This is a genomic window from Paraburkholderia sp. GAS448, from assembly GCF_050435685.1.
GTDB lineage: Bacteria > Pseudomonadota > Gammaproteobacteria > Burkholderiales > Burkholderiaceae > Paraburkholderia.
The window spans coordinates 649,220-666,796 of record NZ_JBNDKT010000001.1 but is presented as its reverse complement, the minus strand read 5'-3'; the positions used below and the strand labels follow the sequence as shown (position 1 = coordinate 666,796).

Sequence of the window (17,577 nt, the reverse complement as noted above, 5' to 3'; positions counted from 1 at the left end):
AGCGATAAAAAACAGGGAGTTGGGTGGTAGTGCCGATACCTGTATCGACGTTACCCGGCAAGCGCGCGAGCGCGCGTTGCGGACGTTGTACTCCCGCCTGCAACACGTTGATTGCACTACAGTTCGAAGCCCATCTGCGCTCGCCCGAGCGCCGTGAGATCGCTTTCCTGAGCGCGCCCTGTGAAGTCGGCCTCGAAGTGGTCTGCCGGGAAATCGGGCGGACTCTCGCCGCGCAGAAAGCTGGGCAGTTGCCGCTTCAGATATGCCTCGTTCTTTGAGCACCATGGCGCTGATGAGATGTACATCACGTTGCTGTAGCCGCTGCCGCGATGCACGTCCTCGACCGAATGCACGACGTCGCTGTGCCAGAACACGGCGTCGCCTGCCTGCATGTGGGGTATGGGCGTCACGGCTTCGAGCAGCAGGCTGTGCCATTGCGCGTTGATCGACAACGCCCGGGCCGGTTGTGCGCCGCACAGTTCGTCGTCGGGTACGTCGTCCTGCAACGCACGCAGCACAACGTACGCCATCGCGTTCGCCATCGGAACCAGTTGCAAGGTGCCATCGCCGGGGCCTTGCGGCGTCAGCGCGGTCCAGCCCTGGAACGTACGGAACATCGAACACACTGCGGGCGACGGAATCTCCTGCACGTCCGGCCGGAACGCGGCGTCGAACGGATCGTAGGCGCGCCAGTTGCCAGACAGCACGTGGCGGTACACCTGACGAAAATTCGGATCGAGCCACCGTTCGACGGAACCACCGTCCGTATGCGGCGAAAGCCCCAACGATTCCGAGCCCGGCGGCCGCCGACGCAAACGGTCCGCGTACACGGGCACACGCTCCGGATCGAAGTGCTTGCGCCCTTCGCTCTCCGAGCGCCACAGACGATTGAGGAACACACGCGTATTCGTCAGTTCCTGCGACTGCCTCGCCTCGATCTGGGGCTTCGACCAATAGACACCGTAGATCTGCGGCTTGCTCGACGACAGCGTCCCGAAGTATTTGTCTTCCGCCCGATTGGCGAGCCTGTCATCAAGATGGTTGCGCTCGACGTACTGGCCGATTTCGTCGTTCCAGTCATTCGCCTGCCGCGGATCGAATACGCGGCGCACCACACATGCGCCGCGAACCTTCACCTGTTCGATCGTGCGTAGATCGACCTCACCTGCGGCAATGGCCGCGTAATCGAGCGTCGGAATCGTCCCGACGCCTCGATCCCGGTCTCGCAGGATCGCTTCGACCTGTTGCTTGATCGCGCCTTCGACTTCCTGAAACACCTGTCGGTAGCCAGGCAGTGCGGCGCGTAACGCACGCTTGGTGGAGCAGATCGCGGCCGGCAGGTCGTCGACGATGAGTGGCATGGTATGTCTCCGTGTTTACGAGTCGTGTACACGAAGATTAGGCAGTCTCTCCGCTCAGCAGACATACTATCCTGCCTGTGATAGATACAATTCAGACATTCGCTGCACATTCCACCGTAGCGGGATTCTGCCCATGAAACCGCAATATGAACGCGTCACGATGCCGGACGGCTGCTCCGTTCGCGTCTACCATCGACAGCTCGCCCAGATTCCGTTCGAGTGGCACCACCACCCCGAATACGAACTGACGCTGACGATGAACAGCCGCGGACGACGTTTCGTCGGCGACCACATCGCCGGTTACGACGGCGACGACCTGGTGCTCGTGCCGCCGGATATGCCTCATACGTGGTCGTCGACGGAACGGATCGATACGGACGCGCCACAGGTGGCGGTCGTCGTGTGGTTCAGCGGAGACTGGGCGCGGCGAATGGCAGATTGCTGCCCGGAATATGCGCCGTTGCACAAGCTGTTGCGCCGCGGGGCGCCTGGCTTGAGCTTCGGCCCGACGGCGGCCGCCACGATGCGTGCGCGGCTGCAGGCGCTGCTCGACGCGTCGCCACGCGTACGCCTCGCCGCAGTACTCGATACGCTCGTCGAACTCGCAGACGCCGACGCTCTGCCGCTGGCGTCCCCATCGGTTCACGTGAACGCGGGGCATGGCTCGCGCCGCCCCATCCCGTCCGGCGACGCCCTGGCGCGCCAGAGCACGTCGTCCGAAGCCGAGCGCCTGAATCGCGTGCTCGATCTTCTCGATCGCCGCTTCAACGAGCCCCTGCGCATCGCAGAACTTTGCGCAGTGGCCAATCTGTCCGAGCGCTCACTGCACCGCTATTTCATCCAGCACGTGGGGGAAAGCGTCGGGCGCTATCTGGGCCGTCTGCGAATCGGCTATGCGACGCGCCAGTTGACCGACACCGGGTGGCCCATCTCGGTGATCGCCGCGAAGGCAGGCTTTCCGAATCTCGCGAATTTCAACCGGCAGTTTATGGCGACCCGCGGCATGACGCCGAGCGCCTGGCGACGCTTCTTCGAAATGCATGGACACACCCCTCAAGCTGCCGCCGGTCAACCGACACTCGAAACGCGCTCGCCTTCGCTCGAGCGCGCAAGAAACCGGTCGAAGGCGTCATAGCTACAAGTACGCGCGACGACGCGCAATACAAAAACGCCCCAACGGAGTACCCGTTGGGGCGTTTTTTATCAGACGTTTGTCGGTGAGTCCTGGCGAAGCCCGCCAGACACTCGCCGGCCAGACAACCGATTAACGCTGGTCGATCGACTTCGCTTCACGCGGCGTTTCGCCAACGAAAAGCTGACGCGGACGGCCAATCTTCTGTTCCGGATCGGCAATCATCTCGTTCCACTGGCCGATCCAGCCGACCGTGCGTGCCATCGCGAAGATACACGTGAACATCGACGTCGGAATGCCCAGCGCGCGCTGCACGATGCCCGAGTAGAAATCGACGTTCGGGTACAGCTTGCGCGACACGAAGTATTCGTCTTCCAGCGCGATCTTTTCGAGCGCCATCGCCAGCTTGAACAGCGGGTCGTCGTGCAGGCCCAGTTCTTCGAGCACTTCGTGGCACGTTTCGCGCATCAGCTTCGCACGCGGATCGTAGTTCTTGTACACACGGTGACCGAAGCCCATCAGCTTCACGCCCGAGTTCTTGTCCTTCACCTGTCTGATGAACTCAGGAATGTTGTCGACCGAGCCGATTTCTTCCAGCATGTTCAGCGCGGCTTCGTTCGCCCCGCCGTGCGCCGGACCCCACAGACAGGCGATACCCGCGGCGATACACGCGAACGGATTGGCGCCCGACGAGCCGGCCAGACGCACGGTCGAAGTCGAAGCGTTCTGTTCGTGGTCCGCGTGCAGGATCAGGATGCGGTCGAGCGCGCGCACCAGCACGTCGTTGACCTTGTACTCTTCGCACGGGTTCGAGAACATCATGTACATGAAGTTCGCGCTGTACGACAGGTCATTCTTCGGATACACGAACGGCTGGCCGATGCTGTACTTGTACGCCATCGCGACGAGCGTCGGCAGCTTCGCGATCATGCGGATCGCCGACACTTCGCGGTGACGCGGGTCGTTGATGTTCAGCGAGTCGTGATAGAACGCCGACAGTGCACCAACCGCGGCGACCAGAATCGCCATCGGGTGCGCATCGCGACGGAAGCCACGGAAGAAGAAGTGCATCTGCTCGTGCACCATCGTGTGCTTCGTGACAGTGTTCACGAACTCTTCGTTCTGCTGCCTGTTCGGCAGCTCGCCCTTCAGCAGCAGATAGCAGGTCTGCAGAAAGTCGGCGTTTTGCGCGAGGTTGTCGATCGGGTAGCCGCGATACAGCAGTTCACCCTTGTCGCCGTCGATGTACGTGATCGCCGAATTGCACGCCGCCGTCGACATGAAGCCCGGATCGTACGTGAACTTGCCGGTCTGGCCGTACAGTTTGCGGATGTCGATTACATCCGGGCCCATCGTGCCCTTGTAGATCGGCATTTCAACGCTCGGCGAGTTGTCGCTGAACGATAGCGTGGCTTTAACATCTGACGGGGTCATAGCACATCCTCAATCGAAGTATGGAAACAGGGTTTCGATAATTGCACGCCTGGACACAACAACCCTGCGCGCGCGTGACGCTCACACAACGCGCAACAGCTCCAGCACCCGTTTGACGTCCGGGTCGGCAAGGTCGCCTTCCGGTTCCTTGCGCGCGAGCAGCAAGTCCATCAGGTCGTTATCGCTCAGCTCAAGCAGGCGCGTGAGGGCGCCCACATCGGCATCGCTGAGGTCATGCTCATATCGGCTGAAAAAACGCTCGAAGATCAGATCGTTTTCCAGCAAGCCGCGCCGCGCGCGCCAGCGAAGACGCGCGCGGCGTAGAGGGTCGGACTGATGCGAGGATCCGTCCATCTCAGACAGCACGGCGAACCATCAATTCCTTGATCTTGCCGATCGCCTTCGTCGGGTTGAGACCCTTCGGGCACACATCGACACAGTTCATGATCGTATGGCAACGGAACAGACGGTAGGGATCTTCCAGGTTGTCGAGGCGTTCACCCGTCGCCTCATCGCGGCTGTCTGCGATAAAGCGATAGGCTTGCAACAGGCCAGCCGGACCGACGAACTTGTCCGGATTCCACCAGAAGCTCGGGCACGACGTCGAGCAGCTTGCACACAGAATGCATTCGTACAGGCCGTCGAGCTCGTCGCGTTCTTCCGGCGACTGCAGGCGTTCCTTTTCCGGCGGCGGCGTATCGTTGATCAGGTACGGCTTGATCGAGTGATACTGGTTGAAGAACTGCGTGAAGTCGCAGATCAGGTCACGCACGACGGGCAGGCCCGGCAGCGGACGCAGCACGATCTTCTGCGGCAGGTCGTTCAGGTTCGTCAGGCACGCGAGGCCGTTCTTGCCGTTGATGTTCATCGCGTCCGACCCGCACACGCCTTCACGGCACGAACGGCGGAACGACAGCGTTTCATCGACGGCTTTCAGCTTGACGAGCGCGTCGAGCAGCATGCGTTCATGCGAGTCGATCTCGATCTCGTACGTCTGCATGCGCGGCGCTGCGTCCTTGTCCGGGTCGTAGCGGTAGATTTCAAATGTTCGCTTGGCCATTTTTCAGGATCCTTAGACTTGGCTTAGAAGGTACGCGCTTTCGGCGGAACCGATTCGACGGTCAGCGGTTGCATGTGAACCGGCTTGTAGTCGAGGCGGTCGCCTTCGCTGAACCACAGCGTGTGGCGGAGCCAGTTTTCGTCATCGCGATGTTCGAAATCGCTCTGTGCGTGCGCACCGCGGCTTTCCTTACGCGCTTCCGCCGATACCATCGTGGCGCGCGCCACTTCGATCAGGTTCGCCAGTTCGAGCGCTTCGACGCGTGCCGTGTTGAACACCTTCGACTTGTCCTTCAGGTGGACGTTGTCGACGCGCTCAGCCAGTTCGCGGATCTTCTCGACGCCTTCAGCCAGCAGTTTCGATGTACGGAACACGCCAGCGTGTGCCTGCATCGACGCGCGGATATCGCCCGCGATAACCTGCGTGTATTCGCCCGACGACGACTTTTCCAGCGTGTCGAGACGCGACAGCGCGAAGTCGGCGGCGTCTGCCGGAAGCGGCTTGTGCTCCTTGATTTCCTTCACGTGCTTGACGATGTGGTTGCCAGCAGCGCGGCCGAACACCACCAGGTCGAGCAGCGAGTTCGTACCCAGACGATTCGCCCCGTGGACCGATACGCACGAGCACTCGCCCACGGCGTAGAAGCCGTTGACCGGATCTTCATGACCCTTCGACGTGCCCACGACCTGGCCGTGGATGTTCGTCGGAATGCCGCCCATCTGGTAGTGGATGGTCGGCACGACAGGGATCGGCTCCTTGATACAGTCGACGTTCGCGAACTTCAGCGCGATTTCGCGGATCGACGGCAGACGCTTCATGATCGTCTCGGCGCCGATGTGCGACAGGTCGAGCAGCACGTGATCCTTGTTCGGACCCACGCCGCGGCCTTCCTTGATTTCCTGGTCCATCGAACGCGACACGAAGTCACGCGGCGCCAGATCCTTCAGCGTCGGTGCGTAGCGTTCCATGAAGCGCTCGCCGTTCGAGTTACGCAGAATGCCGCCTTCGCCGCGCACGCCTTCGGTAATCAGCACGCCCGCGCCGGCCACGCCGGTCGGGTGGAATTGCCAGAATTCCATGTCCTGCAGCGCGATGCCCGAACGGGCTGCCATGCCGAGGCCGTCACCGGTGTTGATGAACGCGTTCGTCGATGCCGCGAAGATCCGGCCCGCGCCGCCCGTGGCGAACAGCGTGGTCTTGCCTTCGAGGATATAGACGTCGCCGGTTTCCATTTCCAGCGCGGTGACGCCAAGCACGTCGCCATCGGCGTCGCGGATCAGGTCGAGTGCCATCCATTCGACGAAGAACTGCGTCTTCGCCGCAACGTTCTGCTGGTACAGCGTGTGCAGGAGCGCGTGACCGGTACGGTCAGCCGCCGCGCAGGCGCGTTGCACCGGCTTTTCGCCATAGTTCGCGGTGTGGCCGCCGAACGGTCGCTGATAGATCGTGCCGTCCGCGTTACGGTCGAACGGCATGCCCATGTGTTCGAGCTCGTAGACGGCGTTCGGTGCTTCACGGCACATGAACTCGATCGCGTCCTGGTCGCCGAGCCAGTCGGAACCCTTGATCGTGTCGTAGAAGTGATAGTGCCAGTTGTCTTCGCTCATGTTGCCAAGCGATGCGCCGATGCCGCCCTGCGCCGCGACCGTGTGCGAACGCGTCGGGAACACCTTCGACAGCACGCACACCGACAGACCCGCACGCGCGAGTTGCAGCGAAGCACGCATCCCCGAACCGCCTGCGCCGACGATGACCACGTCGAAACGGCGACGCGGCAGAGAATTCTTGATTGCAGCCATTCTTTTACACTCTCCAGAGAATCTGCGCAGCGTAGCCCGCACACGCGAGCAGCCAGACGATCGTCAGCGCCTGAAGGAACAGACGCGTGCCAACGGGCTTCACATAGTCCATCCAGATATCGCGGATACCCACCCACGCGTGATAGAACAGCGACAGCAGCGTGACGAACGTGGCGAGCTTCATCCACTGTGTGGCGAAGATCGACGCCCAGCCGTCATACGAAAAGTCGTGCGCGCCGAAAAACCAGACGAGCAGGATGACGGTATAGATCGCCATGATGGCGGCGGTAATGCGCTGCGCGAGCCAGTCGCGCAGGCCGTAATGCGCGCCGACGACAAGGCGCTTCGGGCCGATTCCGTTATTGGCTGCCATTTTTTAGAATGCTCCGAACAGTTTGAGCGCAAAAGCAAGAGTGAGCACAGACGAGACGACGAGCACCACGATCGACGTCTGCTTGCCGCCTTCCTTGGTGACCGCGCGGTGGGTGTCCATCACGAGGTGACGGATGCCGGCGCAGAAGTGAAACAGGAAGGCCCACGCGAGAACGAGCGTGATGAGCTTGACGACGATGTTGGAGAGGAAACCCTTGAAGACTTCGAAGCTGAGTTCGGAAGTCAGGCTTTGATCGAAGAGGTAAAGCAGGAACGGAAGGAAGATGAAAAGCAGCCCACCGCTAACGCGATGGAGAATCGACACACGTCCCGCTAGTGGGAGACGGTACGCCGTCAATATCTGCCCGATGCCGATGTTCCGGAATTCCGGCCTCGGTTTTTTTACGGCTTCAGCCATGCTAGACCCCTACTATGTAGTCACACTAATCCGCAATTTTAGCGCCTTTTTATATCGCGCTGCAGCGAAAAACCACTCAGGACAGTTGCAGCACGTGCGATAAAGACGACTAAAGAAGGCCCGCGCGACACGCGCAACGCCTTCGTCTCAACTCAAATCGTTCTGATAGTAATACCCGGTTGTGACATACCATCCGCGCCGCACTTCAACGGGGCGATCTCCATAGGTATAGGACACCCGCTCCACAGACAACAGGGGAAATCCAGCCGGCACATGCAGAAGGTCCGCCACACCGGGATCAGCGGCGACCGCGCGGATCTTCTCGGACGCGCGAATCATGCGCGTCCCGAACTCCGTCTCGAACATCGCATAGAGGGGCCCCTTGTATTCCGAAAGACGCTCGAGCGTAAGCCCGCGGAACACCACGCCGGGCAGCCAGATCTCGTCGAGCACCGTGGTTTCGCCGTCGAACTGCAGCAATCGCTTGATCAGCACGACAGGATCGGCCGGCTTCAGGTCGAGCTGCCGCGCGATGTCCGCCGAGGCCCGCAACCGGCGGCACTCCAGCAACTGGCTGACGTGCGGATGTTCGACGCCGTCATCGGCCAGCAGTCTGAGGAAGCGAAACTGGGCCCGATCCTCGTTGTGCGTCGCAACAAAGGTGCCCTTGCCCTGGCGGCGGACCAGCAGGTTATCGGCGGCCAGTTCATCGATGGCCTTGCGCACGGTACCCTGGCTCACCTTGTAACGCGCCGCGAGTTCGACTTCACTGGGAATGATTTCCCCAGGCTTCCACTCGCCGGACTCGAGGCTCTGCGTAATGAGCCCCTTGATCTGCTGATAGAGCGGACTGAAGGTCGGCGCGGGCGCGACTTCCCCAGCGCCCGCCGGGCCAATCGGATTCGCGGTGCTCGCCTGGTTCGAAGTCATGCGCGCATTTCATCATAAAGGCCAGTCCGTCGTCCAGATCTTTCCCCGCAATACTTATGTCTTATATAAGACATAAGATAATGTTGACTTTGCGTCGCCCGACTCCTACACTCCTTGTCGAGCAAGGGTTTGCGGGTTGTCCGGCAGTACTTTTTTCTGCCCGGATGCCACCTTCTGAAGGCCACCCTGTCGCACGCCGTCCCCTCATGCAGTCCAGGTTTCGATCCGCCCGTCAGCACCTCGCGAGACGCCTCCGGAACACGCTGTTGCAGGGCTCGCGTCATGGAGCAGCCGTCGCAGCGTACCCCGTTTCCCGCTCGGCCGCACAGGCGCAGATTTTTCGCCATGGCGGCGTCGCCGCAGCGCGCCTTCCGGTTTCCTTACGGCCCTCGCGCGCCGCGATTTCCGCCGTGTTTAACCACGCTTCGAGTAACGCGCATATAGAATGGCGTTTTCCCCTAGCGTCTAACGCATCGTCCTGGAGATTTCTCAATGGCTAAGCCCGCAAAGCGCGTTGCCGTCACTGGCGCCGCAGGTCAAATCGGTTACTCCCTGCTGTTCCGCATCGCCAATGGCGACATGCTCGGCAAGGACCAGCCGGTGATCCTGCAGTTGCTGGATCTGCCGCAAGCGCAAGCCGCCGTCAAAGGCGTCGTGATGGAACTCGAAGACTGCGCGTTCCCGCTGCTCGCGGGCGTCGTGGTTACTGACGATCCCAAGGTTGCCTTCAAGGATGCCGACGTCGCCCTGCTGGTCGGCGCCCGTCCGCGCTCGAAGGGCATGGAACGTAAGGACCTGCTGTCGGCAAACGCCGAAATCTTCACCGTGCAGGGCAAGGCGCTCAACGAAGTCGCCAGCCGCGACATCAAGGTGCTGGTGGTCGGCAATCCGGCCAACACCAACGCGTACATTGCGATGAAGTCGGCGCCGGATCTGCCGAAGAAGAATTTCACGGCCATGCTGCGTCTGGACCACAACCGCGCGCTGTCGCAACTCGCAGCGAAGTCGGGCAAGCCGGTCGCTTCGATCGAAAAGCTCGCCGTGTGGGGCAACCACTCGCCGACGATGTACCCGGATTTCCGCGTTGCCACGGCTGAAGGTCAGGACCTGACCAAGCTGATCAACGACGAAGAATGGAACCGCAACGTGTTCATCCCGACCGTCGGCAAGCGCGGCGCGGCGATCATCGAAGCGCGCGGCCTGTCGTCGGCAGCGTCGGCGGCGAACGCGGCGATCGACCACGTGCGCGACTGGGTGCTCGGCACGAACGGCAAGTGGGTCACAATGGGCATTCCGTCGGATGGCTCGTATGGCATTCCGGAAGACATCATCTATGGCGTGCCGGTTACGTGCGAAAACGGCGAGTACAAGCGTGTCGAAGGCCTCGCCATCGACGCGTTCTCGCGCGAGAAGATGGACCACACGCTGAACGAGTTGCTTGAAGAGCGTGACGGCGTCCAGCATCTGCTCGGCTAATCGCTGATGCAGACGAACCGGGGCTCCGTTGCTGCGCGACGGGTTCCGGTTTTTCACGTGCGAATGCGTGCAGTTCGCCTCGTTCATCGAGACGCCTCCATGCCCCGCACCTGATCCGAATGCGCTTTGCCTGTCTTGTGCCACCCATGGTAGCCAACACGCAGAGCGCGCCCGAATCAGTTTTTTCAACAGACACCCACGCCACTGACGCCGAAGATGCGCGCCCTCACCCCCGCCGAAGTGCTGTTTGACGGCGAAGCGCCGCCCGCAGTTCTGCCTGCCTGCGATCACTACGCCGGCAGCGAAAGGCTGATGCTGAAATCGCTGGCGCTGCAGCAGGAACTGGGCCCGGTGTTCGACATCACGCTCGATTGCGAAGATGGCGCTCAGGTCGGTCGCGAAGCGGAGCATGCGGAACTGGTTGCGTCGCTGCTGGGCAGCGAACATGACCGTTTCGGCCGCGTCGGCGTGCGGATTCACGATTTCCATCACGCGCACTGGCGCGACGACGTGCGTCTCATCCTGCGCGCCGCGAAGCGCGCGCCTGCGTACATCACCCTGCCGAAGATCCGCAACGTCCCCGATGCCGCAGAGATGTGCGCGTTCATCGAAGCGGAGCGGCGCGAACTCGGTATCGCACAGGCTGTGCCCGTTCAACTGCTGATCGAAACGCACGGTGCGCTCGCGCGCGTGTTCGACCTTGCTGCGCTGCCAAACGTCGAAGCGCTGAGCTTCGGGCTGATGGACTTCGTGTCCGCACACGATGGCGCGATTCCCGACACGGCGATGCGCTCGCCCGGCCAGTTCGACCATCCGCTCGTACGGCGCGCGAAGCTTGAAATTGCCGCCGCGTGTCACGCGTTCGGCAAAGTGCCGTCACACAACGTGAGCACCGAGGTGCGCGACATGAGCGTGGTCGCAAACGACGCCACCCGGGCCCGCAACGAGTTCGGCTATACGCGGATGTGGAGTATCCATCCGGCGCAGATTCCGGCGATCGTTTCGGCCTTCGCGCCACGCGACGAAGAGATCGCGACCGCCACCGAAATCCTGCTGGCCGCGCAGTCCGCCCAGTGGGGCCCGACGCGCCATCGCGACACGCTGCACGACCGCGCGAGCTATCGCTACTACTGGTCGGTGCTGCGCCGCGCGCGCTCGACTGGCCGCGCCGTGCCCGCCGACGCTGCGCCGCTCTTCGCGACATCCGTTGCGGCCGGGGGCGCAGCATTGTGAACATGATCACCGGGAACGTATTCGGCAAGACGACTTTTCGCAAGACCATCGCGGCCGCCAGGCCACGGGTAATCGACGCGCTGTTCAACCATAAGAAGTGAGCGGGCACTAAGGAGATTGCTGGAGATGAGCGAGACGAAGCAAGGCGCTGTGGCAGAGCAAGCCGGCACGGGCTTCAAACCGAAGAAATCCGTGGCGCTGTCGGGCGTGACGGCGGGCAATACGGCCCTGTGCACGGTCGGCAAGACCGGCAACGACCTGCACTATCGTGGCTACGACATTCTCGATATCGCGACGACCTGCGAATTCGAAGAAATCGCCTACCTGCTCGTACACGAAAAGCTGCCGACGCAGGCCGAACTCACCGCCTACAAGCGGAAGCTGAAGGCGCTGCGCGGCCTGCCCGCGAACCTGAAAGCCGCGCTCGAATGGATCCCGGCGTCGGCGCATCCGATGGATGTGATGCGCACCGGCGTCTCGGTGCTCGGCACCGTGCTGCCCGAGAAAGACGACCACAACCTGCCCGGCGCGCGCGATATCGCCGACCGGCTGATGGCCTCGCTCGGCTCGATGCTGCTCTACTGGTATCACTACTCGCACAACGGCCGGCGCATCGAAGTCGAAACCGACGACGATTCGATTGGCGGCCACTTCCTGCATCTGCTGCACGGTGTCGAACCGTCGAAGTCGTGGGTCGACGCGATGCACACGTCGCTGAACCTGTACGCCGAACACGAATTCAACGCATCGACGTTCACCGGCCGCGTGATTGCGGGCACGGGCTCGGACATCTATTCGGCGATCACCGGCGCAATCGGTGCGCTGCGCGGCCCGAAGCACGGCGGCGCCAACGAAGCCGCGTTCGAGATCCAGTCGCGCTACCAGACGCCCGATGAGGCCGAAGCCGACATCCGCCGCCGCGTCGAGAACAAGGAAGTGGTGATCGGCTTCGGTCACCCGGTCTACACGATTTCCGATCCGCGCAACAAGGTGATCAAGGAAGTCGCGAAGAAGCTGTCGAAGGAAGCGGACAACCTGAAGCTCTTCAACATTGCCGAGCGCCTCGAATCCGTGATGGGGGACGCGAAGAAGATGTTCCCGAACCTCGACTGGTTCAGCGCCGTGTCGTATCACATGATGGGCGTGCCGACCGCGATGTTCACGCCGCTCTTCGTCATCTCACGCACGTCCGGCTGGAGCGCGCACATCATCGAGCAGCGCGTCGACAACAAGATCATCCGACCGAGTGCAAATTACACCGGACCGGAGAATTTGAGATTCGTGCCGCTAAATAGGAGAAAATAGCGTCCGCTGTGCGCTGTCGAAGCGCGTGCAGTTTGACCCTGGCGGCCGCGCGGCGCGCCGTCCACCGTTTAACTGATATTAGATAGAAGGGCTTTTCCATGAACAAACTGCTGATCGCCACCGTTGTTGGTGCACTGTCCACGACGATGCTGGTCGCGGCTCCCACCGCATTTGCACAGGACACGACCGGCGCGGCGACGCCGAAGGCACCGGCCCCGAAACACCGTCTGATCAAGCGCAAGCCCAAGGCCAACGCTACCGAAGCGAAGGCAGATCCGGTCCCGGAAGGCTCGGAAAAGTGGTCGTGTAACGAAGGCCTGTCGTTCGACATGAAGGGCGACATGAAGCGCGACCAGGTCGTCACGGTTCACTGGGGCACGAAGAACTACAACCTGCCGCGTGAAACCACCACGACGGGCGCCGACCGCTTCCACGACTCCGCTACCGGCATGGATCTGGTCGTCATCCCGACCAAGGCCATGCTGTTCTCGGACCATGACGGCTCGCGGCTCGCCGACGAGTGCAAGAACGCCGCCATGGTGCAAGGCGCGCCGGCTCCGACGCAATCGAACCAGTTGAACAAGACGAACTGAGTCGTCTCCACCGGGAAGCCTCGATGTCCGCACCGATCTCCAACGTCCGGCCCGCTCCAGACAAAGTCCTCGTCGATATCGTCGACTATGTTCTGGGGTATCGGATCGACAGCCAGCTCGCTCTAGACACCGCGCGCAACTGCCTGATCGACACGCTCGGCTGCGGACTCGAAGCACTCACCTACCCTGCCTGCACCAAGCTGCTGGGACCAATCGTGCCGGGCACGATCGTCCCCAACGGCGCGAAGGTGCCGGGCACGTCGTTCCAGCTCGATCCGGTGCAGGCCGCCTTCAACATCGGCGCAACAATTCGCTGGCTCGACTTCAACGATACATGGCTGGCCGCTGAATGGGGCCACCCGTCGGACAACCTCGGCGGCATCCTCGCCACCGCCGACTGGCTCTCGCGTACCGCCATCGCCGCCGGCAAAAAGCCGCTGACGATGAAAGACGTCCTGATCGGCATGATCAAGGCGCACGAAATTCAGGGTTGCATCGCGCTCGAAAACTCGTTCAACAAGGTCGGGCTCGATCACGTGCTGCTGGTCAAGCTCGCTTCGACCGCCGTGGTCGGCCAGTTGATCGGGCTCTCGCGCGATGAACTGATCAACGCGGTGTCGCTCGCGTTTGTCGATGGACATTCGCTGCGCACCTACCGTCACGCGCCGAATACGGGTTCGCGCAAGTCATGGGCCGCCGGCGACGCGACCTCGCGCGCCGTGCGTCTCGCGCTGATCGCGAAGACCGGCGAGATGGGCTATCCGTCGGTGCTGACGGCAGCGACGTGGGGCTTCTACGACGTGCTCTTCAAGGGCAAGGCGTTTCAATTCCAGCGTCCCTACGGCACGTATGTGATGGAAAACGTGCTGTTCAAGATCTCGTTCCCGGCCGAATTCCACGCGCAAACGGCCGTCGAAGCCGCGATGACGCTGCACGGCCAGCTCGCCGGGGCAGGCAGGACGGTCGATCACATCAAAAAGATCACGATCCGCACACACGAGGCCGCGATCCGCATCATCGACAAGAAGGGGCCGCTGGACAACCCGGCTGACCGCGATCACTGCATCCAGTACATGATCGCCGTGCCGCTGATCCACGGCCGCCTCACGGCTGCGGATTATGAAGATTCGGTCGCCCAGGATCCGCGCATCGATGCACTGCGCAACAAGATGGAATGCGTCGAAGACACGCAGTTCACGAAGGATTACCACGATCCGGAGAAGCGTTCGATCGCCAATGCACTGACGGTCGAATTCAACGATGGTTCGAAGTTCGACGAAGTTGTCGTCGAATACCCGATCGGTCACAAGCGTCGCCGTGCCGACGGTATCCCGCTGCTGGTCGAGAAGTTCAGGACCAACCTCGCCCGTCGTTTCCCGGCGAAGCAGCAACAGGCGATTCTCGACGTTTCGCTCGATCAGGCAAAGCTCGAAGCAATGCCGGTCAACGAATATGTCGATCTGTATGTGATCTAGTTAGAAACGTAGCGAAGTCATTTCCTCGAAAACCCCAGGAAAAAACCATGGCACACAATCTCCACAAAACGCTCAAGGAATTCGACAGCGGTTCCGGCAAAGCCAAGTTCTACTCGCTGCCGCAACTTGGTAAGGCACTGGACGTCAAGATCGATCGCCTGCCGGTTTCGATCCGCATCGTGCTGGAATCGGTGCTGCGTAACTACGACGGCAAGAAGATCGCCGAAGAACACATCGAGCAGCTCGCGAACTGGAAGCCGAATGCCGCACGCGTCGACGAAATCCCGTTCGTCGTGTCGCGCGTCGTGCTGCAGGACTTCACCGGCGTGCCGCTGCTCGCCGACATCGCCGCGATGCGCGGCGTTGCACAGCGCGTCGGCAAGAATCCGAAGTCGATCGAGCCGCTCGTGCCGGTCGACCTCGTCGTCGACCACTCGGTGCAGATCGACCACTTCCGCGAAAAGAACGCGCTCGACCTGAACATGAAACTGGAATTCCAGCGCAACAACGAGCGCTACCAGTTCATGAAGTGGGGCATGCAGGCATTCGACACGTTCAAGGTCGTGCCGCCGGGCGTCGGCATCGTTCACCAGGTGAACCTGGAATACCTCGCACGCGGCGTGCACAAGAAGGCTGACGGCGAAGACACCGTGTACTACCCGGATTCGCTCGTCGGCACGGACAGCCACACGACGATGATCAACGGCATCGGCGTGGTCGGCTGGGGCGTGGGCGGTATCGAAGCTGAAGCCGGCATGCTCGGCCAGCCGGTGTACTTCCTGACGCCGGACGTCGTCGGCGTCGAGCTGAAGGGCAAGCTGCGCGAAGGCGTGACGGCGACCGACCTGGTGCTGACCGTCACCGAACTCCTGCGCAAGGAAAAGGTCGTCGGCAAGTTCGTCGAGTTCTTCGGCGAAGGCACGAAGTCGCTGTCGCTGCCGGACCGCGCGACGATCGGCAACATGGCGCCGGAATACGGCGCAACGATGGGCTTCTTCCCGGTCGACGAAAAGACGATCGACTACTTCAAGGGCACGGGCCGCACCGACGCCGAAATCTCCGCTTTCGAAAGCTACTTCAAGGCGCAGAAGCTGTTCGGCATTCCGAAGGCCGGCGACATCGACTACACGAAGGTCGTCACGCTCGACCTCGGCACGGTTGCACCGTCGCTGGCAGGCCCGAAGCGTCCGCAAGACCGCATCGAAATCGGTAACGTGAAGTCGACCTTCAGCGACCTGTTCTCGAAGCCGGTCGGCGAAAACGGCTTCGCGAAGAAGCCGGCTGACCTCGAGGCGCAATACACGACGAGCAACGGCGTCAACGTGAAGAACGGCGACATCCTGATCGCCGCGATCACGTCGTGCACGAACACGTCGAACCCGAGCGTGCTGCTGGCTGCGGGCCTGCTGGCCAAGAAGGCTGTGGAAGCCGGTCTGACGGTTGCACCGCACATCAAGACTTCGCTGGCGCCGGGATCGCGCATCGTCACCGAGTACCTGACGAAGACCGATCTGTTGAAGTACCTCGACAAGCTCGGCTTCACGCTGGCCGCTTATGGTTGCACGACCTGTATCGGTAACGCAGGCGACCTCACGCCGGAACTGAACGAAGCGATCACGAAGAACGACATCGTCGCGGCTGCGGTGCTGTCGGGCAACCGTAACTTCGAAGCGCGTATTCACCCGAACATCCGCGCGAACTTCCTGGCTTCGCCGCCGCTCGTCGTGGCTTACGCAATCGCCGGCAACATCACGCGCGACCTGATGACCGAGCCGGTTGGCAAGGGCAAGGGCGGCAAGGACATCTACCTGGGCGACATCTGGCCGACCAGCGAAGAAGTCAACGAGCTGCTCAAGTTCGCACTCGACGCCGACGCGTTCCGCAAGAACTACGCGCAGCTCACGAAGAAGGGCGACCTGTGGAGCAAGATCGAAGGCGAAGAAGGCCAGGTTTACGACTGGCCAAAGTCGACCTACATCGCTGAGCCGCCGTTCTTTGGCAAGGACTTCTCGATGACGCCGGCCGACAGCATCGCAGCGGTCAAGGGCGCTCGCGCGCTCGGCATCTTCGGTGACTCGGTGACGACCGACCACATCAGCCCGGCAGGCTCGATCAAGGAAGACTCGCCGGCAGGCAAGTGGCTGAAAGCAAACGGCGTGCAGAAGCCCGACTTCAACAGCTACGGCTCGCGCCGCGGCAACCACGACGTCATGATGCGCGGCACGTTCGCAAACGTCCGGATCAAGAACCTGATGATCCCGCCGAAGGCAGACGGCACGCGCGTCGAAGGCGGCCTGACGATTCACCAGCCGGACGGCGAACAGATGTTCATCTACGACGCCGCGATGAAGTACATCGCAGACGGTACGCCAACTGTCGTGTTCGCGGGTGAAGAGTACGGCACGGGCTCGTCGCGTGACTGGGCAGCCAAGGGTACGCAACTGCTGGGCGTGAAGGTCGTGGTCGCACGCAGCTTCGAGCGGATCCACCGTTCGAACCTGGTCGGCATGGGCGTGTTGCCGCTGCAGTTCAAGGGCTCGGACAGCGTCCAGTCGCTCGGCATCACCGGCGAGGAAACGTACGACATCGAAGGCCTCGGTAGCGATTTCAAGCCGCAGCAGGAAGTGACGCTCGTGATCCACCGCAAGGATGGCAAGGAGCAACGCGTGCCGGTGCTGCTGCGTATCGATACGCCGATCGAAGTCGACTACTACAAGCACGGCGGGATCCTGCCGTTCGTGCTGCGCTCGCTGCTGGCAGCGTAAGCGTAAGACTGTTTTGCAGGTGCTGCGGCCCTTCAGGGCTGCAGCAATTTATGAAGCCCGACCTGGTCGGGCTTTTTTTTGTCTGCGGGAGACAAAGGCTGATGTCAGTTGGCCCGGAACGCGTCGGGGATGTCGGTCACCTGTTCTGCGTCAGCCGGGCGTTCCAGTCGCTGTCGTCGATTGGGACGGATTGATACGTGACCGTAAATGCGAGAGATTGCCGG

At 61.7% G+C, this 17,577-nt stretch carries 15 protein-coding genes; 7 read left to right on the top strand and 8 right to left on the bottom strand.

From position 1 onward, the window contains the following. Positions 1 to 116: 116 nt before the first annotated feature. Positions 117 to 1,361: a DUF1479 domain-containing protein gene (locus P3T23_RS03110; RefSeq protein WP_429314708.1), complete on the bottom strand. Its 1,245-nt coding sequence runs from the start codon at positions 1,359 to 1,361 to the stop codon at positions 117 to 119. Between the two features lie 133 nt (positions 1,362 to 1,494). On the opposite strand from P3T23_RS03110, the gene P3T23_RS03105 reads away from it, so the two are divergent. Beyond that, on the top strand, positions 1,495 to 2,496 hold the full coding sequence (locus P3T23_RS03105; RefSeq protein ID WP_429314707.1) for a helix-turn-helix domain-containing protein: 1,002 nt from the start codon (positions 1,495 to 1,497) through the stop codon (positions 2,494 to 2,496). A gap of 129 nt (positions 2,497 to 2,625) precedes the next feature. On the opposite strand, the gene gltA is transcribed toward P3T23_RS03105, so the two are convergent. The 7 genes from gltA to P3T23_RS03070 form a co-directional block, all read right to left on the bottom strand. After that, positions 2,626 to 3,927, bottom strand: coding sequence for a citrate synthase (gene gltA / locus P3T23_RS03100; protein WP_429314706.1), 1,302 nt, complete (start codon positions 3,925 to 3,927; stop codon positions 2,626 to 2,628). Positions 3,928 to 4,008: 81 nt separating this feature from the next. Next, entirely contained in the window at positions 4,009 to 4,281 is a 273-nt protein-coding gene (locus P3T23_RS03095; RefSeq protein ID WP_429314705.1) for a succinate dehydrogenase assembly factor 2, read from the bottom strand. A gap of 1 nt (position 4,282) precedes the next feature. Then, on the bottom strand, positions 4,283 to 4,987 hold the full coding sequence (locus tag P3T23_RS03090; RefSeq protein ID WP_132383613.1) for a succinate dehydrogenase iron-sulfur subunit: 705 nt from the start codon (positions 4,985 to 4,987) through the stop codon (positions 4,283 to 4,285). Between the two features lie 23 nt (positions 4,988 to 5,010). Further along, positions 5,011 to 6,786, bottom strand: coding sequence for a succinate dehydrogenase flavoprotein subunit (gene sdhA / locus P3T23_RS03085; protein WP_429314704.1), 1,776 nt, complete (start codon positions 6,784 to 6,786; stop codon positions 5,011 to 5,013). A gap of 4 nt (positions 6,787 to 6,790) precedes the next feature. Then, complete coding sequence (gene sdhD, locus P3T23_RS03080) at positions 6,791 to 7,159, bottom strand: succinate dehydrogenase, hydrophobic membrane anchor protein (protein WP_429314703.1); 369 nt, start codon at positions 7,157 to 7,159, stop codon at positions 6,791 to 6,793. A gap of 3 nt (positions 7,160 to 7,162) precedes the next feature. Then, positions 7,163 to 7,576, bottom strand: coding sequence for a succinate dehydrogenase, cytochrome b556 subunit (gene sdhC / locus P3T23_RS03075; protein WP_429314702.1), 414 nt, complete (start codon positions 7,574 to 7,576; stop codon positions 7,163 to 7,165). 147 nt (positions 7,577 to 7,723) lie between these two features. Then, on the bottom strand, positions 7,724 to 8,506 hold the full coding sequence (locus P3T23_RS03070; protein WP_429314701.1) for a GntR family transcriptional regulator: 783 nt from the start codon (positions 8,504 to 8,506) through the stop codon (positions 7,724 to 7,726). Positions 8,507 to 8,998: 492 nt separating this feature from the next. Between P3T23_RS03070 and P3T23_RS03065 the strand changes: the two genes are divergently transcribed. The 6 genes from P3T23_RS03065 to acnA all read left to right on the top strand — a co-directional run bounded on the left by P3T23_RS03065 (position 8,999) and on the right by acnA (position 17,353). Beyond that, positions 8,999 to 9,982 (top strand): malate dehydrogenase, encoded by a 984-nt coding sequence (locus P3T23_RS03065; RefSeq protein WP_429314700.1) that lies wholly within the window; start codon positions 8,999 to 9,001, stop codon positions 9,980 to 9,982. Between the two features lie 216 nt (positions 9,983 to 10,198). Then, positions 10,199 to 11,215 carry an HpcH/HpaI aldolase/citrate lyase family protein gene (locus tag P3T23_RS03060; protein WP_429314699.1) on the top strand — a complete coding sequence of 339 codons (1,017 nt, stop codon included), beginning with the start codon at positions 10,199 to 10,201 and terminating at the stop codon, positions 11,213 to 11,215. Positions 11,216 to 11,341: 126 nt separating this feature from the next. Next, positions 11,342 to 12,520, top strand: coding sequence for a bifunctional 2-methylcitrate synthase/citrate synthase (gene prpC, locus P3T23_RS03055; protein WP_429314698.1), 1,179 nt, complete (start codon positions 11,342 to 11,344; stop codon positions 12,518 to 12,520). 98 nt (positions 12,521 to 12,618) lie between these two features. Then, a complete protein-coding gene (locus P3T23_RS03050; protein ID WP_429314697.1) occupies positions 12,619 to 13,113 on the top strand; it encodes a hypothetical protein in 495 nt (164 codons plus the stop codon). A gap of 23 nt (positions 13,114 to 13,136) precedes the next feature. After that, entirely contained in the window at positions 13,137 to 14,588 is a 1,452-nt protein-coding gene (locus tag P3T23_RS03045) for a bifunctional 2-methylcitrate dehydratase/aconitate hydratase (protein WP_429314696.1), read from the top strand. A gap of 47 nt (positions 14,589 to 14,635) precedes the next feature. Beyond that, on the top strand, positions 14,636 to 17,353 hold the full coding sequence (acnA, locus tag P3T23_RS03040; RefSeq protein ID WP_429314695.1) for an aconitate hydratase AcnA: 2,718 nt from the start codon (positions 14,636 to 14,638) through the stop codon (positions 17,351 to 17,353). Positions 17,354 to 17,577: the final 224 nt, after the last annotated feature.